At 65.1% G+C, this 25573-nt stretch carries 24 protein-coding genes; 12 read left to right on the top strand and 12 right to left on the bottom strand.

Annotated elements, in window-relative coordinates:
• Positions 1-18: 18 nt before the first annotated feature.
• From NX862_RS06400 to NX862_RS06385, 4 genes are all read right to left on the bottom strand, one after another.
• Positions 19-783 (bottom strand): glycerophosphodiester phosphodiesterase family protein, encoded by a 765-nt coding sequence (locus NX862_RS06400; protein ID WP_264493050.1) that lies wholly within the window; start codon positions 781-783, stop codon positions 19-21.
• The gene (locus tag NX862_RS06395) at positions 780-1241 is read right to left on the bottom strand and encodes a RidA family protein (RefSeq protein WP_264493049.1); all 462 of its coding nucleotides are present in this window, start codon (positions 1239-1241) and stop codon (positions 780-782) included. Before NX862_RS06395 ends, NX862_RS06400 begins: the two co-directional genes overlap by 4 nt.
• 67 nt (positions 1242-1308) lie before the next feature.
• A complete protein-coding gene (locus NX862_RS06390) occupies positions 1309-2757 on the bottom strand; it encodes an HlyD family type I secretion periplasmic adaptor subunit (RefSeq protein ID WP_264493048.1) in 1449 nt (482 codons plus the stop codon).
• Positions 2754-4490, bottom strand: coding sequence for a type I secretion system permease/ATPase (locus NX862_RS06385; protein WP_264493047.1), 1737 nt, complete (start codon positions 4488-4490; stop codon positions 2754-2756). The genes NX862_RS06390 and NX862_RS06385 overlap by 4 nt, the downstream gene beginning before the upstream one ends.
• Before the next feature lie 174 nt (positions 4491-4664).
• Here NX862_RS06385 and NX862_RS06380 point away from each other — a divergent pair, with 174 nt between their 5' ends.
• From NX862_RS06380 to NX862_RS06370, 3 genes are all read left to right on the top strand, one after another.
• Positions 4665-5372, top strand: a complete 708-nt coding sequence (locus NX862_RS06380; protein WP_264493046.1) for an MlaA family lipoprotein — start codon at positions 4665-4667, stop codon at positions 5370-5372.
• Positions 5362-5982 carry an MlaC/ttg2D family ABC transporter substrate-binding protein gene (locus NX862_RS06375; RefSeq protein ID WP_264493045.1) on the top strand — a complete coding sequence of 207 codons (621 nt, stop codon included), beginning with the start codon at positions 5362-5364 and terminating at the stop codon, positions 5980-5982. The genes NX862_RS06380 and NX862_RS06375 overlap by 11 nt, the downstream gene beginning before the upstream one ends.
• 65 nt (positions 5983-6047) lie before the next feature.
• A complete protein-coding gene (locus tag NX862_RS06370; RefSeq protein WP_264493044.1) occupies positions 6048-6992 on the top strand; it encodes a hypothetical protein in 945 nt (314 codons plus the stop codon).
• Here NX862_RS06370 and NX862_RS06365 read toward each other — a convergent pair.
• A complete protein-coding gene (locus NX862_RS06365) occupies positions 6989-9133 on the bottom strand; it encodes a transglycosylase domain-containing protein (RefSeq protein WP_264493043.1) in 2145 nt (714 codons plus the stop codon). The two genes, NX862_RS06370 and NX862_RS06365, sit on opposite strands and share 4 nt — an antisense overlap.
• 268 nt (positions 9134-9401) lie before the next feature.
• On the opposite strand from NX862_RS06365, the gene NX862_RS06360 reads away from it, so the two are divergent.
• Together NX862_RS06360 and NX862_RS06355 are read left to right on the top strand one after the other, a co-directional pair.
• Positions 9402-9740 carry a P-II family nitrogen regulator gene (locus NX862_RS06360; RefSeq protein WP_264493042.1) on the top strand — a complete coding sequence of 113 codons (339 nt, stop codon included), beginning with the start codon at positions 9402-9404 and terminating at the stop codon, positions 9738-9740.
• A 16-nt stretch (positions 9741-9756) separates the two neighbouring features.
• Positions 9757-11160 (top strand): ammonium transporter, encoded by a 1404-nt coding sequence (locus NX862_RS06355; RefSeq protein WP_264493041.1) that lies wholly within the window; start codon positions 9757-9759, stop codon positions 11158-11160.
• Positions 11161-11415: 255 nt separating this feature from the next.
• Here NX862_RS06355 and NX862_RS06350 read toward each other — a convergent pair whose 3' ends face one another.
• Together NX862_RS06350 and NX862_RS06345 are read right to left on the bottom strand one after the other, a co-directional pair.
• Positions 11416-12729: an acetyl-CoA hydrolase/transferase family protein gene (locus tag NX862_RS06350; RefSeq protein WP_264493040.1), complete on the bottom strand. Its 1314-nt coding sequence runs from the start codon at positions 12727-12729 to the stop codon at positions 11416-11418.
• A gap of 176 nt (positions 12730-12905) precedes the next feature.
• On the bottom strand, positions 12906-13394 hold the full coding sequence (locus NX862_RS06345) for a peroxiredoxin (protein WP_264493039.1): 489 nt from the start codon (positions 13392-13394) through the stop codon (positions 12906-12908).
• A 79-nt stretch (positions 13395-13473) separates the two neighbouring features.
• On the opposite strand from NX862_RS06345, the gene NX862_RS06340 reads away from it, so the two are divergent.
• Both NX862_RS06340 and rsmD read left to right on the top strand, forming a co-directional pair.
• On the top strand, positions 13474-14691 hold the full coding sequence (locus NX862_RS06340; protein WP_264493038.1) for an NAD(P)/FAD-dependent oxidoreductase: 1218 nt from the start codon (positions 13474-13476) through the stop codon (positions 14689-14691).
• 10 nt (positions 14692-14701) lie between these two features.
• Positions 14702-15274 carry a 16S rRNA (guanine(966)-N(2))-methyltransferase RsmD gene (gene rsmD / locus NX862_RS06335; RefSeq protein WP_264493037.1) on the top strand — a complete coding sequence of 191 codons (573 nt, stop codon included), beginning with the start codon at positions 14702-14704 and terminating at the stop codon, positions 15272-15274.
• Between the two features lie 445 nt (positions 15275-15719).
• Here the strand turns inward: rsmD and efp are convergent, their stop codons facing one another.
• Positions 15720-16283, bottom strand: a complete 564-nt coding sequence (gene efp, locus NX862_RS06330) for an elongation factor P (RefSeq protein ID WP_264493036.1) — start codon at positions 16281-16283, stop codon at positions 15720-15722.
• Between the two features lie 96 nt (positions 16284-16379).
• Between efp and epmA the strand changes: the two genes are divergently transcribed.
• Positions 16380-17417 carry an EF-P lysine aminoacylase EpmA gene (gene epmA, locus NX862_RS06325; protein ID WP_264493035.1) on the top strand — a complete coding sequence of 346 codons (1038 nt, stop codon included), beginning with the start codon at positions 16380-16382 and terminating at the stop codon, positions 17415-17417.
• A gap of 27 nt (positions 17418-17444) precedes the next feature.
• Here epmA and NX862_RS06320 read toward each other — a convergent pair whose 3' ends face one another.
• Complete coding sequence (locus NX862_RS06320; RefSeq protein ID WP_264493034.1) at positions 17445-18506, bottom strand: quinone-dependent dihydroorotate dehydrogenase; 1062 nt, start codon at positions 18504-18506, stop codon at positions 17445-17447.
• Positions 18503-18838 (bottom strand): DUF952 domain-containing protein, encoded by a 336-nt coding sequence (locus tag NX862_RS06315; protein ID WP_264493033.1) that lies wholly within the window; start codon positions 18836-18838, stop codon positions 18503-18505. Before NX862_RS06315 ends, NX862_RS06320 begins: the two co-directional genes overlap by 4 nt.
• Positions 18839-18984: 146 nt before the next feature.
• On the opposite strand from NX862_RS06315, the gene NX862_RS06310 reads away from it, so the two are divergent.
• Positions 18985-20460, top strand: coding sequence for a bifunctional metallophosphatase/5'-nucleotidase (locus NX862_RS06310; protein ID WP_264493032.1), 1476 nt, complete (start codon positions 18985-18987; stop codon positions 20458-20460).
• Between the two features lie 33 nt (positions 20461-20493).
• Here the strand turns inward: NX862_RS06310 and NX862_RS06305 are convergent, their stop codons facing one another.
• Together NX862_RS06305 and NX862_RS06300 are read right to left on the bottom strand one after the other, a co-directional pair.
• Positions 20494-21585 carry a hypothetical protein gene (locus NX862_RS06305; RefSeq protein ID WP_264493031.1) on the bottom strand — a complete coding sequence of 364 codons (1092 nt, stop codon included), beginning with the start codon at positions 21583-21585 and terminating at the stop codon, positions 20494-20496.
• Between the two features lie 65 nt (positions 21586-21650).
• Positions 21651-22433 (bottom strand): sulfotransferase family 2 domain-containing protein, encoded by a 783-nt coding sequence (locus NX862_RS06300; protein WP_264493030.1) that lies wholly within the window; start codon positions 22431-22433, stop codon positions 21651-21653.
• A gap of 259 nt (positions 22434-22692) precedes the next feature.
• Between NX862_RS06300 and NX862_RS06295 the strand changes: the two genes are divergently transcribed.
• The 3 genes from NX862_RS06295 to NX862_RS06285 all read left to right on the top strand — a co-directional run bounded on the left by NX862_RS06295 (position 22693) and on the right by NX862_RS06285 (position 25573).
• On the top strand, positions 22693-23862 hold the full coding sequence (locus tag NX862_RS06295; protein WP_264493029.1) for an aspartate aminotransferase family protein: 1170 nt from the start codon (positions 22693-22695) through the stop codon (positions 23860-23862).
• A gap of 144 nt (positions 23863-24006) precedes the next feature.
• Positions 24007-24933, top strand: coding sequence for an ornithine carbamoyltransferase (gene argF / locus NX862_RS06290; protein WP_264493028.1), 927 nt, complete (start codon positions 24007-24009; stop codon positions 24931-24933).
• Between the two features lie 151 nt (positions 24934-25084).
• Positions 25085-25573, top strand: coding sequence for a DUF1993 domain-containing protein (locus tag NX862_RS06285; RefSeq protein WP_264493027.1), 489 nt, complete (start codon positions 25085-25087; stop codon positions 25571-25573).

Raw genomic sequence — 25573 nt, 5'->3', positions numbered from 1 at the left:
GGTCCCCGGGCGCGAAGGTCAAGCGAAAGCCGCCGCGTAACCTTCAAAGGTAATGTTTTCGGCCACTTGCCGGGCCTTTGCCTCGTCCTCGGCCGAACGGATGGTCCAGCAGAGCACGCGCGCGCCCGCGGCCTTCAGCTCCGCCACGCGGGGACGGGCCAGGTCGGCGGCCTCGTGGCTGATGAAGCTTGCGCCCACGCGGTCATAATCGGGGATCTCCCGCAGGGCCGCGCAGGTGGCCGGATCCAAAGGCGCCCAATCCGACCCATAGGCGCTGGTCGTGATGCCCCGCGGCAGATGCGGAGCCAGGCGCGACAGATGGGCCAGACAATGCGGGTTAAAGCTCATCAGCGCCACGGGGCCAGAGTAACCGGCCAAGACGGCGACGGTCGCGGCCTCCAGCCGGCCATCGGTCGGGCCCATGGTCAGGGTCTGATCCTTGAGTTCGATGAGCAAAGGCACCGCGCCGCCGACAAGGGCCAGGACCTGCGCCAGCGTCGGCACGGTGTCCTCCGACCCCAAAAGCGGCACAGCCCCCAGCTCTGCCGCCGTGCGGTCCCAGACCCAGCCGGGCTGACCGGTCAGCCGCGCCATATCCTCGTCGTGAAAGACCATGGGCACGCCGTCTTTCGACAATTGCAGGTCGATTTCAACGGCATAGCCCGCAGCCCGCGCCGCCCTGACCGCCGAGGCCGAATTCTCGATCCGGCCCCGTGCGCGGTCGTGCAAGGCGCGGTGGGCGATGGGCGCGCGCAGGAAAGCCGCGGGCAGCGGGGTTTTCATCCGCGCACCTGAAAGATCGCCTCGATTTCCACCGCGACGCCGAAGGGCAAGGAGGCCGCCGAGACGGCCGAGCGCGCGTGCCGCCCGGCATCACCCAGGACCGCAACCATGAAATCCGAGGCGCCGTTGATCACCTTGGGTTGGTCCACGAAATCGGGCGTCGAGTTCACGAAGCCCACCAGTTTCACCAGCCGCACCAGGCGGCCAAGATCGCCGCCGCAAGCCGCGCGGGCCTGCGCCAAAAGCGCCACGGCGCAGGCGCGGGCGGCCTCGGCCCCCGCAGCCACGTCCAGATCGGCGCCCAGCTTGCCGGTGATCAACCCGGCATCACCCTTGGAAATCTGGCCCGAGACATGGACTAGGTCGCCCACCTGCACGAAGGGCACATAATTCGCCGCGGGCGCGGGCGCGTCGGGAAGGGTCACCCCCAGTTCGGCCAGACGTTCTTCGATGGACATGATTCCCCCCAGTCAAATGCTTCGGGCCGGAGGCTACCCCCGGCCCGTGACGCTCACAAGACGCGGTTCAATTCTCGCGGAAGGCCATGTGAACATAATCCCAGAAGGGCTTGATCAGATAGGCCATCGGCGTGCGATCCCCGGTCGAGACAAAACCTTGGACCGGCATGCCCGGCAACAGGGTCTGACCCTCCAGCTTGGCCATTTCGCCCGGGTCCAGCACGACTTCGCCGCGGTAATAGCTTTGGTGCGTCGCCTGATCGGTGATCGCATCGGGCGAAATCGTGGTGATCTTGCCCTTCAACTGCGGTGTCGTGCGGGCCGAAAAGGCGGCAAAGGCCACCTCGACGACAGAGCCGACGCGGATTTCATCGACATGGATCGGCGGGATCTGGATGATGATGATCAGCGGCCGATCCTGCGGGATGATATACAGCAGCGGATCGGCCGGGCGGATCACCGATTGCGGCGTCGTCACGGCCAGGCCAAGGACCACGCCCGAAACCGGCGCGCGGATGTCCAGGCGGTCGACCTTTTCGGTCAGGGCGCGACGGCGTTCCGCAAGCTCCAACGTCTTGTCCCCCATGTCGCGCAACTGGGTGTTGGCCTCTTCGCGCCGGGCCGAGCGGATTTGCAGGATCTGCAGCTCGATTTCCGTGGCGCGCCCCTCGGCCTGCGCCAGCGAGGCGGTCAGCTCGCCCTTGTTGCCCAAAAGGCGCGCGGCCTCGCGTTGCAGGTCGGCCACCTGGGCGGACTGCGCAAGCCCTTGATCCAGAAGCTTTTGCTTGGAGTCAATCTCGGGCTGCAGCAAGGATTCCTGGTCGTCGATGGCGGCCATTTGCGCGCGCACACCGTCACCCTGGGCCGAAATCTGCTCCATCCGTTTGTTCAGCTGGCTGATCTGGGCGTTGACCGTGTCCAGCCGCGCGGTGAAGAGCCGCCTTTGCCCCTCGATCTGTTCGGCGACATCGGGGCGGGTCTGGGCCAGGGCCAGAAGGTCCGGCGGAAAGACGGGCTCGGTCAGGTCGTCGCGCTCGGCCACAAGCCGGGCCTTGCGGGCGGTGGCGTCGAACAACTGCCCCTCGACGATGGCCAGTTCGGCCTTCACCTGGGTGCCGTCCAGCCGCATCAGAAGGTCGCCCGCGGCCACCGTCTGCCCCTCGGTCACAGAGATTTCGGCGATCATCCCGCCGTCAAGATGCTGAACAATCTGGCGATTTTGTTCAACCTGAATGATGCCCTGCGTCACCACGGCGCCGGAAATCGTGGTCAACATGCCCCAGCCGACAAAGAAAGCCAGCAGGACAACGACCGTCACGCCGCCGATCCAGATCGGCCTTTTGGCCGACCAGGTTTGCAGTTTCGGCGCCGGGGCCACGCCCTGCGGCAGGGCCACGGCGGTGCCCTTTTTGTCGACCTTGGCCAGTTCGATCGGGGACGGCGTCGTCAGGGACTGGCCCGGTTCGACGCGGTGCGGCTCTGCCGGGGCGGTGGAGAGCTTGGGGGTCTCGCTCATGTCACGCCTCCTTGTCCGGTGGATTTGGCGATTTCGGTGTGGTTCTTGACCATGTCCTTCAAGACCTGGTCGCGAGGGCCAAAGGCGCGGCGCATCCCGTCCTCCAGCACCAGAAGAAGTTCACATTCCTGGATGGCGGCGGGGCGGTGGGCCATGATCAGGATGGCGCGGCCCTGTTCCTTCATCACCTTGATGGCCTGGTTCAGGGCCATCGACCCTTCGTTGTCCAGGTTCGAATTCGGCTCGTCCAGAACCAGAAGCATCGGGTCGCCATACAGCGCGCGGGCCAGGCCGATGCGCTGAATCTGGCCGCCCGAAAGCCTGCCGCCCAAGGCCGCGACGCGGGTGTCATAGCCATCGGGCAGTTTGGTGATCATGTCATGGGCGGCGGCCTTTTTCGCCGCGGCCACAACGGCGTTGCCATCGGGGTTCGACGTCAGGCGGGCGATGTTCTCGGCAATCGTGCCTTCGAACAGCGTGATGCGTTGCGGCAAGTAGCCGATATAGCTGCCCAATTTGTCAGGGTCATATTGGTCCAGCGCCGCGCCATCCAGCCGCACCTTGCCGCCCGCAGGCTTCCAGGCGCCGATCAGCGCGCGGGCCAGCGTCGATTTCCCCGCCCCCGAAGGCCCGATGACGCCCATGGCCTGCCCCGGCTCCAACCGGAAAGACACCATGCGCAACACGGCCTGGCTTTCGCCGGGCGGAACGACGGTCAGGCTTTGCGCCTCGAGTATCGCCTTGGGCCGCGGCAGTTCGGTGCGCGGCGGTTCGGGCTGCACGCGGGTCAACAGTTCGGACAGGCGCAACCGCGCCTCTTGCGCGCGCGTCACCAGCGCCCATTGGCTGACGGCCACTTCGATCGGCTGCAAGGCGCGGCCCAGCAGGATCGAGCCGGTGATCATCGCGCCCGACCCCATCTCGCCTTTGATGACCAGATAGGCGCCCAGGCCCAGCATGGCCGATTGCAGGAATTGGCGGAAGATTTTCGACACGGTGCCAAAGACGCCGGCGGTATCGGCGGCCTCGATCCCCTGTTCCAGCGCATAGCGGCGGGCGACCTGCCAACGGTCAAAGGCCGCGCCTGTCATGCCAAGCGCCTGCACGACCTCGCCTTCCTGCTTGATGCTGTCGGACAGCATTTCCGACCGCATCGTGGCGGAATTGGCCTTCAAGAGCGGCTGTTTCGTCAGCCATTGGTTCAGCCAGGTGACGGCCACCAGGATCAGCCCGCCCGCAACCGACATCCAGCCCAGCAGCGGGTGGAAGGCGAAAATCGCGAACAGGAACATCGGCGTCCAGGGAATGTCAAAGATCGCGGTCAACACCGGAGAGGCCCAAAGCTGGCGGATCGCCTCCAGGTCGCGTTGCGCGGCGGTGGCCAGCGGGTCGTTCGGCACCAGCGACATCCGGCGCAGCGCGGCCGAAAAAACCCGGCGGTCCAGCTTTTCCTGAATCCGCGCCCCGATCCGGGTCATCACCCGGCCGCGGGCATAGTCCAGCACCCCCATTGCCGCATAAAGCACCGTCATCAGCGCGGTCAGCGCCCACAGCGTCGGTTCGGACCGCGCGCCCAGAACCCGGTCATAGACCTGCAGCATGTAAAGCGGGCCGGTCAGCATCAAGATATTGACGAATATCGAAAAAACGAATGCGGCGATCAGCAGGCCGCGAAGGTCGCGGCGCGCGGCGTCGAGTTCCTCGCGACCGCGCTTGAATTCCAGTGGCGCCATTCAGGCTCTCCTTGGTGTATCCCGGGTTCGGCGGAAAATGCCCGCAGGGCCCGTGGCCCCCCGCTTGCCCGTTGTCTTGTACGCCGCGTCAGCATATGGCTTGGCGCTTGAAAGGGAAAGCGGACGACTCTGGCTTTTCCGGGTGATTTCGGGGGCATTTGAGTGAACTGGGGCGTGAAACTGTCTTTGCCGGGGCTTTTGGCCCTTGCCGCCTGCGCGGCGCCGGCGCCTTCGGGGATCAATGACCCCTACGAGGGCTTTAATCGCAAGGTTCATGGCGTCAATGTGGCGGTTGACAAGAATGTGATCCGGCCGCTGGCCACGGGCGCCTCCAAGGTCGTGCCCGATCCTGTGGCGCGCGGTGTGACGAACTTTGCCGACAACCTGGCGCTGCCGGGGATGGTGGTGAATTCGGTGCTGCAAGCCAATATCGGCGATGCCGCGCACAACACGATGCGGTTCCTTGTGAACACAACCGTCGGAATTGGCGGGCTTTTCGACCTTGCGACCCCCGCGGGCGCGCCGGAACGGTCGACCGATTTCGGTGAGACGCTGCATGTCTGGGGCATGGCCGAGGGCCCCTATACCGAGCTTCCGCTTCTGGGCCCCTCGACCGCGCGGGACGCTTTGGGCAAGGTCGTGGACGTGGCGCTGGACCCCTTGCGGATGGTCATTCCCAAGGATCAGGCCTGGGTCGGGACCGCGGCCAAGGGTCTTGCGCTCTTGGACAAACGCGGGCGCTATTCCGAAACCGTGGATTCGGTCCTATATGACTCGGCAGATGGCTATGCTCAGGCCCGGTTGCTCTATCTGCAGAACCGGCGCTATGACTTGGGGCAGGCCGAAGCGGAAAGCGATTTCGAGGACCCCTATGCGCAGTGAGAAAAACCAAAGCATCCACCTGACCCGCCGCGCCTTTGGTGCCGGTCTGGCCGCGGGCACCGGTTTCCTGGCGCTGGCCCTGCCGGTGCGGGCGCTGACCGTCGACCAGGCGCGCGGGCTGATCGACAAGGCCGTGGGCGATGTGAACAGCGTCATCAACTCGGGCACCTCGGAATCCGCGATGTTCGGCAAGTTCGAGGCGATCTTTGCCAATTATGCCGATGTGCCGACGATTGCGCGGTCGGCCCTGGGGCCGGCGGCCAAGCAGGCCAGCGCCGGTCAGATGTCGGCCTTCACCAAGGCCTATCAGGGTTACATCAGCCGCAAATACGGCCGCCGCTTCCGCGAGTTCATCGGCGGCAAGATCGAAGTCACCGATGCCCGGCCGTATAAAAGCTACTTCGAGGTGATCTCGGTCGCCACCCTGCAAGGCGAGTCCCCGTTCGAGGTGCGCTGGTGGGTGGGTGACAAGTCCGGCAAGAACCTGTTCTTCAACATCATCATCGAGGGCGTCAACATGCTCGCCTCCGAGCGGACCGAGGTTGGATCGCTGCTGGATCAGAACGGCGGCGATGTGGACAAACTGATCGCGGCGCTGAACGCCGCCTGATACTGGTGGGCCCGGGCACCCCGGGCCAGCCGCGCCCTTGCAGTCCCTTTGTTCGAACCGATTTCATGACGTTTGCGAAAATCGACGTGGCGCTTCAGGCCTATAAAAAGCCGGAGTCCCTGATCTATACGCTGTTGACCCTGCATCGTCACAGCGCCGCCCGCATCGACCAGGTCTTCATCCGCGACGACAGCGGGCTCTCCGATGGGCTGGCCTTTCTGGACGATCCGACCCTGCGCGAGCGTCTGGCGCCCTGGGTGATCCGCGCCAGCCGGTCTTCCCGGCCCAGCGGTTGGGGGCTGCACCTGCAGACCGCAAACATGCCGATCTGGCGGACGAACCGACCCATCGGATGGAAGATCAAGACAGCGCTCATCGCCCGGCTGCGGCCTGACCTGCTGTGGGACGAAAACGACCTGCGCTATCAATGGGCGGTGAACCAGAGCGACAAGGCGCATCTGATGATCTTGCATGACGATATGCTGTTCACCGGCGATATCGTGGCGCGTCACATGGCGGCTTTCGCGCAGGACCCCAAGCTGGCGATCGTGGGGCCGCTGGGGCAATGCTGGCGCTGCGGCCACAGCGCGATCTGCGACCCGGGCAAGCTGATGCAGGGGGCGCGCCCGCCGCATTGGCCCCTGACCCCGCATCCGCAAAAGCCGGAGGCCTTCCCGCGCGCCTATCACCGCGACTGCCGGATCAACGAATGGTGCTGCACGATCAACCTGGACCTGGCGCGAGAGCTTTCGGCCGAGGGGATCTATTTCGGCAACTATCAAGACAAGGGCGACGTCGGCGCCTTTTGGCTGGCCGAGGTAGTCCGTCGCGGCCACCACTTTGCCGATGACTTCAACGGCGGCGACCGCGCGGCGTTTTACATCCATGCCTGGCAGGGCCATTCCGGCCATTCAGTCTGGGCGGATCAGGGGGTCGGCCAATCCTCTTACCGGGTCTCAGAGATCACCGACCGCCTGTGGTCCGAGTTCGGCTATCGGATGCCCGCCTAGTTCCCGCCGCCCAACAGGTCCTGGATGATCGAGGTGATCGGGTCCTGCTGCGGCTGCGCGGGGGGCGGCAGCGGCGATTCCGCGGTGCTGACCAAAGGCGGCAGCTTTTGTTCCGGCACGATCAGCGGCAGTTGCGTCACCGGGAGGCCATCCTCGACCCGCACCATGACCTCGTGCCAGATTTCCGCCGGAAGCCCACCGCCGGTCACGCCTTGCAGGGGCGTGTTGTCGTCGTAGCCCATCCAGACCCCGGTCACGTAATCGGCGGTGAAGCCGATGAACCAGGCGTCGCGCGCCTCTGACGTGGTGCCGGTCTTGCCCGCCACCGGCCTGTCGCCCAGGGCCGCGCGGCCCCCGGTGCCGCCCTGGATGACCTGCGTCATCATCCAGATCAGCTGCCCTGCCGCCTCGGGCGCGATCACCCGCGCGCCCATGCCGCCGGAGGCACCCATCAGCGGATCGGTGTCGCCCTTCAGCCGCAGGTCCCGCATCCCGTAAGGCGTGACCGAGGACCCGCCGTTCAGGATGCCGGCATAGGCGCCCGTCATCTCCAAAAGCGTCGCCTCTGACGCGCCCAGGGCCAGGGCCGGCCCCTTGGCAAGCTCTTGCCGGACACCGAAGCCCTGAGCCACGGCGCGCACCTTGTCCAACCCCACCGCCATGGCGATCTTGACCGCGGGGATGTTGCGGCTTTCCATCATCGCCTGAACGATGGGAATGACGCCCTTGAACTCTTGATCGTAATTCGACGGCGTCCAGGGACCAGAGCCCTTGATGTTCAGCGTCAGGGGGCTGTCGTCCACATAGTCATAAGGCGACCAGCCGAGGTCCAGCGCCGAGGCATAGACAAAGGGTTTGAAGCTGCTGCCGGTCTGGCGCAGGGCCTGGGTCGCGCGGTTGAAGCTTCCGGCCTGGGGCAGGTCGCGCCCGCCCACCATGGCACGGACCGCGCCATCCGCGCTCATGACCACGATGGCGGCCTGGGTTTTCGACCCGGCCCGCAGCTTGGTTTCAAAGACCGTCTTCAAGGCGTCCTCGGCGGCGCGCTGGATGCGTTGGTCCAGCGTGGTGCGGATCACCACATCCTCGGTCGTATCCGTGCCCAGGTAATCCGGCGTCGCCTCCATCACCCAATCGGCAAAGGCCCCGCCCGCATTGCGCGCGGCCGCCTCCGACAGCTGCGCCGGATGGGCCAGCGCCTCGGCGGCCTCGGCCTTGGTCAGATAGCCCTGATCCTGCATCAGCCCGATGATCACCGCCGCCCGATCCTGCGCCCGCTTCAGGTTGCCCGTCGGCGCATAGCGCGAGGGCGCCTTCAACAAGCCCGCCAGCATCGCGGCCTCTGCCGCCGAGACATCCGCCGCCGACTTGCCGAAATAGCGCTGCGCCGCCGCCTCAAAGCCGCGCGACCCCGCCCCCAGATAGGCGCGGTTGAAATAGATCGTCAGGACCTGAGCCTTGGTGTATTTCAGCTCCATCGCGATGGCATAGGGGACTTCCTTGATCTTGCGGTAAAGCCCGCCCGACCGGCAGTCGTCTTCATATTCCGCCTCGGATTTCCAGGCGCGGGGGTCATAGTCGACGCCCAGGCACAACAGCTTGGCGGTCTGCTGGGTGATGGTCGACCCACCGTTGCCCTCAAAGGCGCCGCGCCCGGCCTGCAGGTTGATCACGATGGCCGACAGGATGCCCCGGGGCGAAACGCCCAGGTGGTAATAGAACCGCTTGTCCTCGGTCGCGATGACCGCATGCAGCAGATAGGGGCTGACCGTATCGGGCGTGACCGCGCCGCCAAAGGTCTGGCCGCGCCAGGCAAAGACCTTGTCGTCGGCGTCCAGCATGGTGACAGAGCCCCGCGCCCGCCCGTCGATCAGCTTGGACACATCGGGCAGCTGGACGTAAAAGAACAGGACCGTGCAGCCCAGCACCAGGCCAAACAGCAGCCCCAGCCGCCAGACGATGGTCCAGACCGTGCCCCAGACCCACAGCACCAGCCGCGAGAAGATCCCGCGCTTGCGGGGCGCCGGTTTGCGCGGCTGCGGTTTTCTGGGCGCGGGTTGGGCGGCCTTGGCCGCGCCATAACGCCGGTCCGCCACCAAGCCGCGTGCCTTTCCAGTCGGACCCTTGCCGTTCGGTGCCATGCTGCCCTCATGCCTTCTGCCGCCACTTCCGGGCGTCTTGGCGCGCAGCATAGCGGTCTTTGTCGGGAAAGGGGAGAGGCCCGGAACAGCGATTCGGCTGCGCCATCCGCCCAATTTTTAGGCGTATCGCTACATTTGCACGCTTTTTAGGCTTTACCGCCGGTAAATAGGCCAGACGGAAAGGCGGCAAACTTGTGCTGACCGTCACAAAGCCCCGTCATGGCGGCAAGGCCCACCCAGGGGCCATGTCACAAAGAAGGGGTGCAACGTGAAGCTGATCATTGCGGCCATCAAGCCGTTCAAGCTTGAGGAAGTGCGCGAGGCGCTGACCGGGATCGGGGTGCGCGGGATGATGGTGACCGAGATCAAGGGCTTTGGCCTGCAGTCGGGTCACACGGAAATCTACCGTGGCGCCGAATATGCGGTGAATTTCGTGCCGAAGATGCGGTTGGAGATCGTGGTGGCCGATGGCCTGGCCGATCAGGTCGTGGACACGATCACCAAGACCGCGCGGACCGGCAAGATCGGCGACGGCAAGATCTTTGTGATCGACGTCGCCAATGCGGTGCGCGTGCGCACTGGCGAAATCGACGATGATGCTCTGTGAGCGGGGTGAGGGAAGAATGAAGACGCTAACCAAAATCGCGGGTCTGGGGGCAAGCGCCCTGATGGCCCTGCCCGCCGGGGCGCAAGACCTGATCAAGGCCCCCGACGCCGCCGCCATGGCCGGCATGGTCAACAAGGGCGACACGACCTGGATGCTGGTCTCCTCGGCGCTTGTCCTGTTGATGGCCATCCCGGCCCTGGCGCTGTTCTACGGTGGCCTGGTGCGCACCAAGAACATGCTGAGCCTGTTGATGCAGGTCTTCACGATCGTCGCCATCATGGCGATCATCTGGGTGACTTATGGCTATTCGCTCGCCTTCACCGGTGGCGGCGCCTATGTCGGCGGCCTGTCCAAGGCGTTTCTGTCGGGCGTTGGCACCGGCACCTATGCCGCGACCTTCTCGAACAACGTCTATATCCCGGAATATGCTTTCGTCATCTTCCAGATGACTTTCGCTTGCATCACCCCCGGCCTGATCGTCGGTGCTTTCGCCGAGCGTGTGAAGTTCTGGCCGCTGATGCTGTTCTGCGTGATCTGGATGACGGTGGTTTACCTGCCCATCGCGCATATGGTCTGGTATTGGGCCGGCCCGGACTTCCTGTCCGACAACACGGCTGACGCGGGCCTTCTGTGGGGCATGGGCGCTCTGGACTTCGCTGGCGGCACGGTGGTTCACATCAACGCCGGGATCGCGGGTCTTGCGGGCTGCATCGTGATCGGCAAGCGCCTGGGCTATGGCAAAGAGAACATGGCGCCGCACTCGCTGACCATGACGATGATCGGCGCCTCGCTGCTGTGGGTTGGCTGGTTCGGCTTCAACGCCGGTTCCAACCTGGAGGCCAACGGTCTGGCCGCCTTGGCCTTCCTGAACACCTTTGTCGCCACCGCTGCTGCGGCCCTCGCCTGGTCCCTGATCGAGCAGGTCCACCACGGCCGTCCGTCCCTGCTGGGTGCCGTCACCGGTGCCGTGGCCGGTATGGTCGCCATCACCCCGGCGGCTGGCTTTGCCGCCCCGATGACCGCGATCCTGCTGGGTCTGGTCGTGTCGCCGGTCTGCTATCTGTTCGTCTCGGTCGTGAAAAAGAAGCTGGCCTATGACGACAGCCTCGACGTTTTCGGCGTGCATGGCATCGGCGGTATTGTGGGCGCCATCGCCACCGGCATCGTGGCCGACCCGTCGCTGGGCGGTCAGGGTTGGGTCGACTACACGGTCTTTCCGGCGGTGGCTGGCGCCTATGACATGGGCACCCAGGTCATGACCCAGCTGAAGGCGGTTGCCTACACCGTGGTCTGGTCGGGTGGCGTGTCGCTGATCCTGTTCTGGCTCCTGGACAAGATCTTCGGTTTGCGCCCCTCGGCCGACGAAGAGCGTCAGGGTCTGGACCAGACCTCGCACGGCGAAAGCGCCTACAACATGTGATGACTGCCCGAGTTGAAGACCGGCGGCGCATCCTCCCGCGCCCCGGAAACCTGGACGGCCTGCGCTCCTCCTCCCGCGCAGGCCGTTTTTTTATGGGTCCGGATTATCAGACCCCGCAGACCCGGGCTATCCCCCGGGCGACGCAAGCGACGACAGAGCAACCGTCCTGCGACCGGGTCCAACCGTCCCGCGGCAGCAACAAAAGCGGCGGGCTCGATGCCCGCCGCTTTTGTAACTCCCCTCCTGCGGCTGGCGCTACCAATAGGCCTTGGGGATCACGCCAGCCTCATGCGCCTCACGCGACAGCTCTTCGCGGAAATCGGGATGGGCGATCGAGATCAGCAGCTTGGCCCGTTCCGGCACCGTCCGCCCCTTCAGGCAGACCATCCCGTATTCCGTCACCACATACATGACATCGGTCCGCGGCGTCGTGACCACATTCCCCCGCGTCAGCGCCGGCACGATGCGCGACCGCCGCGCGCCGTTCTTCTCATAGGTCGAGGCCAGGCAAATAAAGCTCTTCCCCCCCTTCGACGCATAGGCCCCACGCACGAATTGCAACTGCCCGCCCGTGCCCGAGATATGGCGAAACCCATCGGACTCGCTCGCCGCCTGGCCCTGCAAATCCACCTGGGTCGTGTTGTTGATCGACATCAGCCGGTCTTGCCGCATGATGTTGGCCGGAAGGTTGGTGTGGTCGACGGGGTGGAATTCCACCTCCGGGTTGCCGTCGATGAAGTCATACAGATACTGCGACCCCAGCGCAAAGGTCGCCACCATCTTGCCGGGGTCCATCTGTTTCTTCGCCCCGGTGATCTTGCCCGCCCGATACAGGTCCACGATCCCGTCGGTCAGCATCTCGGTATGGATGCCCAGATCGTGAATCCCGCTTTCCGCCAACAAAGAGCAGACCGCGTTTGGCATCCCGCCAATCCCGATCTGCAGGCAGGCGCCGTCCTCGATCTCGGCGGCGATCAGCCGGGCCACGGCGCGGTCCACCTCTGTCACCGGCGACTTTGGCAGCTCTGGCAGGGCTTGGCCGTCGCCGTCGATCACATAATCGACCTGGCTGACATGGATGCCCACCTCGGGCCCGCAAACCCGCGGCATGGCGGGACATTCCTCGACCACGATCAGCCGCGCCCTTTCGGTCAAGGCCTTCAGCCACAGCGTCGAGGGCCCCCAGTTGAACCAGCCGTCCTTGTCCATCGGCGCGACCTTCAGCACGACGATATCCACCGGGTCGATAAAGCGGCGGTAGTAATCTGGCACTTCGCCCAGGTTCACCGGCAGGTAATGCGCAATCCCCGCATCCGACTTGCGCCGGTCATAGCCGCCGAAATGGGTGGAGTGCCACATGACGCGCTGACCGGTCGGATCAGCCTCCAGCACCGCCCTGGCGCGGGCCGAGATACAAGATCGTATCTTGATCCCCGAAAGGCCCGCCGCCACCCGCGCCCCCAGAGCCGCATCAAAAGCATCAGGCTGGCCCAGGATCGCCCCGTAATCCAGCCACATCCCCGGCTGCACCAAAGCCGCCGCTTCCTCTGCGGTGATCCGCTTGACCATATCGTTCTCCCCCACCCGTTCTCCCCCACCCGTCCTTTCGGCGGCTGAGTGAAAACTATTCCACCAAAATGCGGCTTGCGAGAAGTTGCAAAAACGAAAAACCCCGCGACCAAACGGCGCGGGGTTCGTCAGGCGTCAAGGCCCCGGGGCGCGTGTGGCGCCCTTGTCGCACCAGGTCAGATCTTTTCAACCATCGCTTCGCCGCCCGAAATGTCGCAAACGCCCGGGTTGGTTTCCAGGTTCACGACCTTGACCACGCCATCGACCGCATGAAGCGCATAGCGATGCGACCGCGGCAGGTTGCGCACAAAGCCTGCGTCAAACGACAGGCCCAAAGCCTTGGTAAAGGACGCATCCGGGTCGGACGCCATGGTGATCCCGGCCTCGGTCGCGCCGGTGGCCTTGCCCCAGGCCTCCATGACAAAGACGTCGTTGACCGACACGCAGATCACCTGATCGACGCCCTTGGCCTTCAGCGCGTCCATGTTGCGCATGAACGACGGCACATGCGCGGTCGAACAGGTCCCGGTATAGGCGCCCGGCAGGCCAAAGATCACCACGGACTTGCCCTTGGTCAGATCGGCCAGCGCCGTATCGGCGATGCCATCGGCGGTCTTCAGCATCAGCTTGGCTTCGGGCAGGCTTTGGCCCTCAGAAATCGTCATAATCGGTCCCTCGCGCGTTTGCGTTTCATTCGTCCCAAGATATAGGGTCTGCACAAGAATTCGACCAGTGGGGGAAGTGATGGCGCATGTGGTGATCGTGGGCGCGGGACAGGCGGGGGCTGCGGCCGCGGCCAAGCTGCGGGCCTTGGGGTTTGACGGTGACATCACCATGATCGGCGCCGAGGCAGCCCCGCCCTATCAGCGCCCGCCGCTGTCCAAGGCCTATCTTCTGGGCGAGATGGATGAGACGCGGCTGTGGCTGCGCGCGCCCGAATTCTGGGCCGAGGCCCGGGTGACGCTGCTTTTGGGCGCCACGGTCAATGCGATCGACACCGGCGCGCGGACCGTGACCGTGCAGGACGATGGCGGGGTTCAGGTTCTGGCCTATGACAACCTGATCCTGACCACCGGCTCGACGCCGCGCCGTCTGCCTGCGGCGGTGGGCGGAGATCTGGGCGGGGTCTATACCGTGCGCAGTCTGGCCGATGTCGACGCGATGAAGGCCGAATTCGTGGCAGGGCGGCGGCTGGTCATCGTCGGCGGCGGCTATATCGGGCTGGAGGCGGCGGCGGTCGGGCGCAAGCTGGGGCTTGAGGTGACGGTGCTGGAGATGGCCCCGCGCATCCTGCAGCGCGTGGCCGCGCCCGAGACCTCCGCCTATTTCCGCGCCCTGCATCAGGCCCATGGCGCGGTGATCCGCGAAGAGACCGGCCTTGACCGGCTGTTGGGCTCTGATCGCGTGACAGGTGTGCGGCTGAAGGACGGGTCCGAACTGCCGGCGGATTTCGTGATCGTCGGCGTGGGGATCATGCCCAATGTGGCCGAGGCGGAGGCTGCGGGGATCGTGATCGAGAACGGGATCAAGACCGACCTGCGGGGGGCCACTTCGGTCCCGGGCGTTTGGGCTGCGGGCGATTGCGCCTCGTTTCCGCTGATGGGCGCGCAGATGCGGATCGAATCGGTCGGCAATGCGATTGATCAGGCGGAACTGGTGGCCGAAAACATCATGGGGGCTGCGCGCGATTACGTGCCCGCGCCGTGGTTCTGGTCGGATCAATATGACTGCAAGCTGCAGATCGCGGGGCTGAACATCGGTTATGACCGGATCGTGACGCGCGGGCCTGCGGGCGACGCGGTCAGCTTTTGGTATTTCAAAGCCGACCGTTTGATCGCCGTCGATGCGATGAACGACAGCCGGGCCTATATGGTCGGCAAAAGGCTTATCGAGGCCGGGCGGACCCCGGATGAGGCCAAGTTGGTCGACACGTCCGTCGAGATGAAGTCCCTGCTGAAGTGAGGATCCCCCGTTGCGCATAATCGGCGGCAAGTGGCGCGGGCTCACGCTGGCCGAGGTGGGCGAGGGCGACCCCAAGGCGCATCTGCGCCCGACCTCGGACCGGGTGCGCGAGGCGGTGTTCAATTTGGCTGTGAACGGCCGCCAAGGCGACCTGGTGCGCGGTGCGCGGGTGCTGGACCTGTTCGCGGGGACGGGGGCGCTGGGGCTGGAAGCCCTGTCGCGCGGCGCCTTGGCTGCGGTTCTGGTCGATGACGGTCGCGTGGCGGCCCGGCTGATTGCGGCGAATATGGCCAAGATGGCGGCGGGCGGCGCGGTTGTGGCGCGCCATCTTCGGGCCGATGCGACCGCCCTGCCCCTTGCGGTAGAGCCCTGCGACCTGGTCTTCCTGGACCCGCCCTATGGCAAGGGGCTTGGGGAAAGGGCGCTGGCCTCGGCCCGCGCGCAAGGCTGGCTGGCCCCCGGCGCCTGGGTGCTGTGGGAGGAAGGCGCGCCCCTGCCCCCGCCCGAGGGCTTCACGCAGGTCGATCAGCGACGCTATGGCGAGACCTGGGTGACGCTGCTGCAAGCCCCGGGGGCGGACTGACCCCAGGCCCAGGCTGCGGAAACCGCAGGGTTTATTCTGCGGCCCCCCTTTTGCGGCGGGGGCGATGCCTGTTGCACGGCTTTGCCCCCAAACCACGCCCGTCGCGGGCATCGAGCCCGCTCCGCGCGTTGCTGCCGCGGGGAAAATTGCACCCGGTCACGGCACAGACAAGGCTTCGGTCGGGTGGCAAGCGGGCGGACCCGTCCCTGCCCGCGCCCTTTCCCGACACGCAGGTGGCAGCCGCGGTTGGGCGCGAACGGCCCGGGACCCTGGACCACCTTTCCGGACAATCGCGCGGCAGCCGCCTTTGAAGGGGGCTCGATGCCCCCGCCAAAGGCCCCCCCCTCCGCCGAGCGGCGCAAGGGTCTCCCCGCGCGCACCCTCCCCCACAAACAAAAACCGCGGGCCTTGCGACCCGCGGCGTCCAATCCCGCAAAGGGACAGCTTACTTCACGCGTTCCTGATAGGTCAGGTCTTCGGTGTTGATGATGATCTTGGTGCCCACGTCGATATGGGGCGGCACCATGACGCGCAGGCCGTTGGTGCAGATCGCGGGCTTGTAGGACGACGACGCCGTCTGACCCTTGGTCACGGGCTCGGTCTCGGCAATCTCGACCGTGGCCTTCTGCGGATATTCGATCGAGATCGGCGCATCCTCAAACGTCTGGATATAGACCTTCACGCCCTCGACCAAAAAGACCTTGCCGTCGCCGGCGATCTCTTCGGAGACCGTCACCTGGTCATAGGTGGCCGGGTCCATAAAGTGATAACCCTCGCCGTCGGCATAAAGGTAGTCATACTGACGCTCATCCACCGTGGCCTTTTCGACCATTTCCGTCGTGCGCCAGCGCTCGGCCACCTTCACGCCATCGGAAATCCGGCGCATGTCGACCGAAGTCGTCGGCGTGCCCTTGCCGGGGTGGAAGTTCTCGGACTTGAGGACAACATAAAGCCGCCCTTCCAGTTCCACGATATTGCCCTTGCGCAGCGAAGAAGCGATGACTTTCACGTCGGGGATTCCTTGTGTCCACGGGCCCCCAAGGCTAAGCGGAGGCAGATGAAGCCGCCTTTAGCCTGCTTTGCAAGAAATCGCCAGAGAAAGAATATGTCCAACAAAAGCTGGTGGCACCCCGACCGACACCTGGACCGCCGACCGGCGCTGTTGACCCGCGCGCGGCTGGCCACGCAACTGCGGCTGTGGTTCGGGGAACAGGACTTCCTGGAGATCGACCCGACCGCCCTGGCCGCAAGTCCGGGCAACGAGGCGCATCTTCACGGGTTTGCGACGACCGCCATCGGCAATGACGGCCAGGCAGAGACGCTTTACCTGCACACCTCGCCCGAATTCGCGATGAAAAAGCTGCTTGCGGCAGGCGAGACCCGCATCTTCGCCCTGACCCATGTCTGGCGCAACCGTGAGCGGGGGCCGCGCCACCATCCCGAGTTCACCATGCTGGAATGGTATCGTGTCGGGGAACCCTATACCCAGCTGATGACGGATTGCCTGCATCTGATGCAGATGGCCGCGACCATCGCGGGCACCCGCGAATTCCGTTGGGGCGAGGCGCTTTGCAACCCGTTTGAGCCGCCCGAACGCCTGGGCGTTGTGGACGCCTTGAAACGTTACGCCGACATCGACCTGATGGAGTCGATCCGCGCTGATGGCACGACCGAAGTCGCTCCCCTCGCCGCCGCGGCCCGCGCGCGGGACCTGCGCGTGGCGCCCGATGACACCTGGTCCGACCTTCTGTCCGCGCTTTTGGTCACGCATGTCGAACCGCATCTGGGCATGGGCCGCCCCACGATCCTGGACCGCTATCCCGCCGCCGAAGCGGCCCTGGCGCGCCGACTGCCCGGTGATCCCCGCCTGGCCGAACGCTTTGAACTTTACGCCTGCGGGGTCGAACTCGCCAATGGCTTTGGCGAGCTGACCGACCCTGTCGAACAGCGCAAACGCTTCGAGGCCGAGATGGACGAAAAAGCCCGCGTCTACGGCGAGCGCTATCCGCTGGACGAGGACCTGCTACAGGCGCTGGCCCTGATGCCCCCGGCCTCGGGCGTGGCTTTGGGCTTTGACCGGCTGGTGATGCTGGCCACCCATGCGCCGCGGATCGACGATGTGATCTGGACGCCGATGGCGTAAGGGCGGCGGGATGAATCCCGCCGTCCATTACAACCAGCGCCCCCGGTTGGACCCCACCGCTGCCGCCACCGTATCAAAGCCCCGCGCGGCGAGAAGCGCGTCCAGGCCCCGCGCCACTTCGGCGGCGAGCGAAATTCCCTTGTAGACCATCGCCGTATACAGCTGCACCGCCGAAGCCCCGGCCTCGATCTTGGCCATCGCCTCTTCGGGGGAAGACACGCCGCCCACGCCGATCAGCGGTATCCGCCCCTCGGTCAACTGCGACAGTTGCGCCAGAACCCGGGTCGACTTCTCGAACACCGGCGCGCCCGAAAGACCGCCCGCCTGATCGCGATGCACCGACTGCAACCCCTCACGCGACAGGGTCGTATTGGTCGCGATGATCCCCGACAGACCCGAAGCCAGCGCCACTTCGGCAATCGAGGCCAGCTCGTCCCCCGTCAGATCGGGCGCGATTTTCAGGAAGACGGGGATCTTGCGGGCCAGGCCTGCGCGGACCTCCATCACGCCGGCCAGCAGGGCCGCCAGCGCGGCGGGCCCCTGCAGGTCACGCAGCTTTTCGGTATTGGGCGAAGACACATTGACCGTCGCGAAATCGACATGCGGCCCGCACAGCGCCAGCACCCGGGCGAAATCCGCCGCCCGGTCGGTCGAGGTCTTGTTGGCCCCCAGGTTCAGCCCGACCGGCACCGGGCCAGGCGCCCGCGCCGCAAGCCGGCCTGCGATGACCGTGGCCCCCTCGTTGTTGAACCCAAAGCGGTTGATCGCCGCGCGGTCCTCGGTCAGACGGAACAGCCGCGGCTTGGGGTTGCCGGGCTGGGGCAAGGGCGTCGCGGCCCCCACCTCGATAAAGCCAAAGCCCGACCGCGTCAGGGCGCTGACGGCCACCGCGTTCTTGTCATATCCCGCAGCCAAGCCCACCGGATTGGGCAAGGCCAGCCCCGCCACCGTCGTGGCCAACCGCGCCGAGGTCACAAGCCCCGGAAGCGGCGCAAGGCCCGATTTCAGCGCCGACAGGGACAGGGCATGGGCGGTTTCCGGGTCAAGCCTGTGCAGCAGGGCAAGGCCAAAGCGTTCAATCGACGTCAAAAAACACCTTCGGGAAAGATATGACCGGTCGCGCCCAGCGGCAGGGACTTGTCCCAGACCACATCGGTGGCGCGCAAGGCCCGGTAAAGATGGGGAAACAGCGCCCCGCCGCGCGAAGGCTCCCATTTCAGCGTGTCCAGCTTGTCGGCATCGACCGCCAACAGCACCAGGTCGCTTTCGGTGGTGAAATGTTTCGCCGCCGTCTCGGCCACCTGGGCCGCGGTCGAGAAATGGATATAGCCATCGGCCAGGTCGATGGGGGCGCCCAAAGTCTCTCCGGCGTCGCGGAAGGCCACCCATTCGGGGCGGCGGAAGATCTTGTAGATCAGCATGGGAAACCTCGGGTCGGATCGTGCCTCCCATGCCCGAAAGCGCCCCTGCGGTCAACCTTTGCAACGCTGTCACGCAATGCGGGCAAAGCTTTTGACAGGCGCCCCAGCCGGGCGCAGCCTAATTGCACCCAGAAAGGGAGGTTTGCATGACGAATCATCTGAAGATCCTGGCGCTTTTGACACTTGCCGCAGGACCGCTTGCCGCCGAGCCGGTGAAGATCACGCTTCTGGGCGTGGGCGATGTCTATGCCTTTGACGGCGATGGCAAACAGGGCGGCTTTGCCCGGCTGAACGCGGTGGCAAGGGCGGAGCGGGCGGCCAATCCGAACACGCTTTACCTGTTTGACGGCGACATGTTGTCGCCCTCGCTGATTTCGGGCTTCGACAAGGGGCAAAACACGGTTGACCTGACCAATATCGTGCCCTTTGACCTGGCCGTGCCGGGCAACCACGAATTCGACTTTGGCCCTGCGAATTTCGCCGAAAAGATGAAGGCGTCGAAATACCCTTGGGCCGCGATCAACCTGCAGATGGAGGGTCTGGGCGGGGTCGTGATCAAAGAGGTGGCGGGCGTGAAAATCGCGCTGATCCCGGTGGCGCAGGACACCTCGCCGCAGGTGTCCAACACCGGCGACCTGACCTTTGCCCCCACGGTGGACAGCGCGATCGAGGCCGCCCGGGCCGCGCGTGAAACGGCCGACCTGGTGGTGGGCGTCGTGCAAACCGATGTCTACAACGACCTGAAACTGATCCATTCCAAGGCCTTCGACGTCGTGCTTTCGGGCGATGACCACCATTACGCGACCTCTTATGACGGGGTGACGGCCTATGTCGAAACCTCGGTCGATGCGCGGATGCTGGCGCCCTTGGACCTGATGGTCGATGTGACGGAAAAGGACGGCAAGCGCGTCGTGAAATGGGTGCCGACCTTCCGCTTCATCGACACCGCGACGGTCACGCCTGATCCGGAGACTCAGGCGCTGGTCGACAGCTATAGGGCGGATCTGGATGCGAAACTGGGGGCCGAGATCGGCACAAGCGAAACCGCGCTGGACAGCCGCCGCAATGTGGTGCGGGGCGAGGAAAGCGCCATGGGCAACCTGATCGCCGATGCGATGCGGGCGGCGGTGGGGGCCGATGTGGCGCTGATGAACGGCGGCGGCATCCGCGCCGACCGGACCTATGACGCGGGGATCAAGCTGACGCGGCGCGATATGCTGACCGAACTGCCCTTTGGCAACACCGTGCAGTTGACCGAACTGCCGGGCAGCCAGCTTTTGGCGGCGCTGGAAAACGCGGTTTCGCAGGTGGAAAAGGGCGCCGGGCGCTTTGCCCAGGTCTCGGGGCTGGCCTTCACTTATGACGCCTCGGCCGAGCCGGGGAAGCGGGTTTCGGCGGTCACGGTGGCGGGCAAGCCGCTGGAGGCCGCCACCCTGTATAAGGTCGCGGTCAACAACTTTATGCTGGAGGGCGGCGACGGCTATGACGCGCTTGGCGGCGGGCGGATGATCAACGACACCGGTGCGGGGGTCTTGGTGGCCAATGCGGTGATGGATTACGTCGAGACGGCCGGGACCGTTTCCCCGGCCGTCGAAGGCCGCATCACGCGTCTGGGCGACTAAGGCGAGGCCCCGGGTCAAGCCCGGGGCAGCCCCTCACAGGTGAACAACCGAGATATCCGAGGCCCGCAGCGCCGTCGTCCCCATGACATGGGCGATGGGCTGACCGTTCAGATAGATCGCCGTGCCCGACCCATCGCCCAGGGCTGCGGTCGTCACGTTCTGCTCGGCGCCGGTGATCGGGTCCATGTCGGCATCGGCATGGTTGGTCGTGAACTCGATCACGATGCGGTCGGTCGAGGGTTGGTAATCGGTGATCCGGGCCGGTTGGGCATGATCGACGTCCCAGGACAGGTGGAATTCGTCCTGCCCCATGCCGCCGGTGCCGATATCGCCCGAGGCCAGCCACAGCTTGTCCGCCCCCATGCCGCCGTGCAGGCGGTCGACCTGGTGATCCTCGACCACGAAAGAGGTGTCGCCCCCCGGCATGGCATTGACCCGGTAGCCGTAAAGGCTGTCGTTGCCCATGCCGCCCCAGGCGCGGTCCTGGCCCGCGTCAAAGGTCACAAGGCTGTCGTTGCCCTGCCGCCCCTGAAGCGTGTCATTGCCGGCCCGGCCTTCCAGGAAGTCGCGCCCCGCCGTGCCCTCCAGCGAATCGTGCCCCGCGCCGCCAAAGACCTTGTGAACCGGAGGCGCCACAGCCATGGCCTGCGCCGGGTCAGAGGTTGTATCCGCGTTGGTTTCTGCCGTTGCTTCGGGGGTCGCGGTATCGGTTGGCGGGGCCGTATCCGTTGGCGGGGCCGCAGAAGGATCGGTCGCCGCATCTCCGTCACCGTTTGCCATCCCGTCGCCTGCCGTCGGGTCGGGATCGCCCCCCCCATCCGCATCGGCGTCAACGGTCGGCGTGGCGCCCATGTCGGCCCCGTCGTCCGACCCGCCCTCGGGGAAGCTGGCTTCGGGTTCCGGCGCCGGCTCGGCCCCCGGGTCAACCGCCGGGTCAACCGCCGGCCCCTCTGAGGGCTCCTCTGCGGGCCCCTCTGCAGGATCGTCCAGCAAATCCCCTTGGCCCACCGCCGCATCGGCGGCAAGGGCCTCTGGCTCTTCCTCGTCGTCGCCCGAGGAATCCACATGATCGACGAAAGCCGCGGCTGCAACGCCCAAGCCGGCCAAAAGCAAAAGACCCAACACGGCCAAACCCTCACCTTACTACCCAGGTTCAGGTTAGCCCTTTGCCCCTAACATTCCCCTAATCGTTAAAGAACGGCAGAAGCGCGGGGAATGTCCTGCATCCTGTCAGGCTTGGTGTCGCGCCAGATATCCTTAAGCTTTTCAAAGATTTCCCGGTCGCGGCGATAGACCTGATTGATGCGCGACTTGACCTTGTTGTCCAGCACGGCGTCCTTCTTGTCTTTAGAATTCGTCGCATAGCGCTCCATCTCGGCCATGACCGCGCCGATTTCGGGCACCAGGTCGCGCAAGAGCATCTCCAGCCGCCCATCCAGATTGCTCAAGGTCAGAAGCTTCAGGTCAAAGCCCTTCATGATGTCGCCGCGATACCATTGCGGGGTCCAATGCGCCTCACGCGGGAGGTCATTTTCGCCGGTCAGGTTCACTTCCAGCCAGTCGATCATGATCATGCAGTTGCGGCGATGCTCTTCGGGCGTGGCGGCCTCGACGTTCAGCCCGTGTTTCTGCAAAGTCGCGCGCAAAGGCACATATTTCGTCCAGCCCGACCCCACGACCTTGTCGAAATACAGCGACAGGAACCGGTCGACCGGGTTGCGCAGGATGGTAAAGGCGTGCTCTTCGGCGCGGATCGCGTCTTCGTCCAGGCCAAAGGCCGAGGCGCGGGCGAAATCCTCCATCACGTCATGGATGCGCTTGGGATTGTGGAAGGTCTGGCCGTGATCCAGCCGCCAGATCAGGTTCTTGACAAAGGTGCAGCCGCATTTGGGAATGAACAGATAGCGGATCGGCAGCTTGCGGCACGACAAAAGCCGCTCTGGATCGGCCTTTTTCTTCACATCCACCGCCATGCCCTGCCCTTTCCAAGGTTGACCCTCCCTAAGGGCCGTTCGCGCAAAGGGAAAGGCCATTCGGGGGCAAGATCAAGGCGGATTTTGCTTTACAGGTCGCGGCGCGCGCCCTATGCCCTGCCCCATGACCGTGACCCGCACCCTTTCCCTGCGACGCTGACACGCTTTTGCGTGACGCTCCCGTCATATCCTCCTGATACATCGTTGACCTTCCCGCCATTCCTTGGCACCCCTTGGGCTTCTTGCGAGGTAAAGTCCCATGATCTCTGCTGTTCTGCCGACCTATAACCGCGCCCCCCTGGCCTTTGTGAAGGGCGAGGGCGCCTGGGCCATCACCGCAGAGGGGACACGATACCTGGACCTGGGCGCCGGGATCGCGGTCAATGCGCTGGGTCACGCCAACCCGGCCCTGATCGCCGCCCTGACCGAACAGGCGAACAAGATCTGGCACGTGTCCAACCTGTATACGATCCCGGAACAAGAGCGGCTGGCCGAAATGCTGGTCGACAAGACCTTTGCCGACACGGTCTTCTTCACCAACTCCGGCACCGAGGCGGCGGAACTCGCCATCAAGATGGCCCGGAAATACCATTACGAAAAGGGCGCGCCCCGGAGCGAGATCATCGCCTTCGAGGGCGCCTTCCATGGCCGTTCCACCGGCGCCATCGCGGCGGCAGGGTCGGAAAAGATGACCAAGGGCTATGGCCCGCTGATGCCCGGCTTCACCCAGCTGAAATGGGCCGATCACGACGCGATCCGCGCCGCGATCACCGACCAGACCTGTGCGGTCATCATCGAACCGATCCAGGGCGAGGGCGGCATCCGCAAGGTCCCCGACCAGTGCCTGAAGGGCCTGCGCGACCTGTGCGACCAACACGGCGCGCTGTTGATTTTCGACGAGGTCCAATGCGGCGTCGGCCGCACCGGCAAGCTGTTCGCCCATGAATGGGCGGGCATCACGCCTGATATCATGATGGTGGCCAAGGGCATCGGCGGCGGCTTCCCGCTTGGCGCGGTGCTGGCCACCGAAGAGGCCGCGTTGGGCATGGTCGCGGGCAGCCATGGCTCCACCTATGGCGGCAACCCCCTGGCCTGCGCGGTCGGCGCCAAGGTGATGGAAATCGTGGCCGACGACGCCTTCCTGGCCGAGGTGGGCCGCAAGGCCGCCCTGTTCCGCCAGGGGTTGGAAAGCCTTGTGGCCTCCCACCCCAAGCTTTTCGAAGCCGTCCGCGGCGAGGGCCTGATCCTGGGTCTGAAATGCAAGGCCACCAACACCGATATCGTGAAGGCCGGCTATGCCCAGCACCTGCTGACCGTGCCCGCGGCCGACAATGTCATCCGCCTGCTGCCGCCCTTGAACATCCCGGACGCCGATATCGCCGAGGCACTGACCCGGCTTGAAGCCGCAGCCCAAAGCCTGGAGGCGTAAGTGCACCAAGCCCCCCAACACGCGTCAACCGAACGCGCGCATCGCTCTGGCCTGCGAGCCCGCTCTTTCATACTGGCGTAAATATCTCTCGGGGGTCCGGGGGCAGACAGCCCCCGGCGGGCTCCACCAAAAATCACGTGTGACATGAAACACTTCCTCGATATCAACAAGACCGACGCTAACGAACTGCGGGCCATGATGGACAAGGCCCATGCGATGAAACAGGCGCGCAACAACCGCCCCAAGGGCGCCCCCGATGACGACCAGCCGCTGGCGGGCCGCATGGTGGCGCTGATCTTCGAAAAGCCCTCGACCCGGACCCGCGTTTCCTTCGACGTCGGCGTCCGGCAGATGGGCGGCCAGACCATGGTCCTTTCGGGCAAGGAAATGCAGCTTGGCCATGGCGAGACCATCGCCGACACCGCCCGGGTCCTGTCGCGCTATGTCGACCTGATCATGATCCGCACGTTCGAAGAGCAAACGCTTCTGGAAATGGCCGAACACGCCACCGTCCCGGTCATCAACGGCCTGACCAACCGCACGCATCCCTGTCAGATCATGGCCGATATCATGACCTATGAGGAACACCGCGGCCCGATCGCGGGCAAAAAGGTGGTGTGGTGCGGCGATGGCAACAATGTCTGCGCCTCTTTCCTGCATGCGGCGGGCCAGTTCGGCTTTGACGTGACCTTCACCGGGCCGGAGACACTGGACCCCGAAGCCGCCTTTGTGGCCGAGGCCCGGGCCAAGGGCGCGACCATCACCATTGACCGCGACCCGCACCGCGCGGTGATCGGCGCCGATCTGGTGGTCACGGACACCTGGGTCTCGATGCATGACCCGGAATCCGCGAAAGAGCGCCGCCACAACCAGCTGCGCCCCTATCAGGTCAACGAGGCCCTGATGGCCGCGGCCAAGCCCGATGCTCTGTTCATGCATTGCCTGCCCGCCCATCGCAACGACGAGGCGACCTCGGCGGTCATGGACGGCCCCCACTCGGTGGTCTTCGACGAGGCCGAAAACCGCCTGCACGCGCAAAAATCCATCATGCGCTGGTCGCTGGGGCTCTGAGCTTTGATACTGGCCCAAATATCCCCGCCGAAAGGGCTTTTGAAAGCAAGAGCCTCCGGCGGGGATATTTTTGAAAAGATGAATGGACAAGGCAGCCCTTGCCATACGGCGAAATATCCTCATCCTGCGACCATCCCCAGGAGGAGCCCCCATGCAATCGCCCGTCCCCGCCTTTGTCCATTCGCTGACCGCTTTTTCTGCCATCCTCGGCAAGGCGCGAGCCCATGAAGAGGCCAAGAAGATCAAGCCCGAGGTTCTGGGCGAATTGCGTCTGATCGCCGACATGTTCCCGCTGTGGCGGCAAATCTGCATCGCGACCGACCATGCCAAGGGCGCCTCGGCGCGGCTGGCCGGGGTCGAGGTCCCGCCCTTTGCCGATACCGAACGCACGCTGGCCGAGCTGCAAGACCGCATCGCACGGACCCTGGCCTTCATCCAGTCGATCCCCGAAGCGGCCTTTGACGGCGCCGAGGCCAAGACGATCACCGTCAAGGCCGGCCCTCGCGAGTTGACCTTCGCCGCGCCCTTCTACCTGAACTCTTACGCCGTGCCGAATTTCTACTTCCACCTGACCACCGCCTATAACATCCTGCGCGGCAATGGGGTCGAGATCGGCAAGGTCGATTTCCTGGGGGGCTGA

Source organism: Stagnihabitans lacustris, from assembly GCF_025950525.1.
Classification (GTDB): Bacteria; Pseudomonadota; Alphaproteobacteria; order Rhodobacterales; family Rhodobacteraceae; genus Stagnihabitans.
Note: the sequence above shows the minus strand (reverse complement) of the source record. Positions and strands in the feature narration are given on the sequence as shown.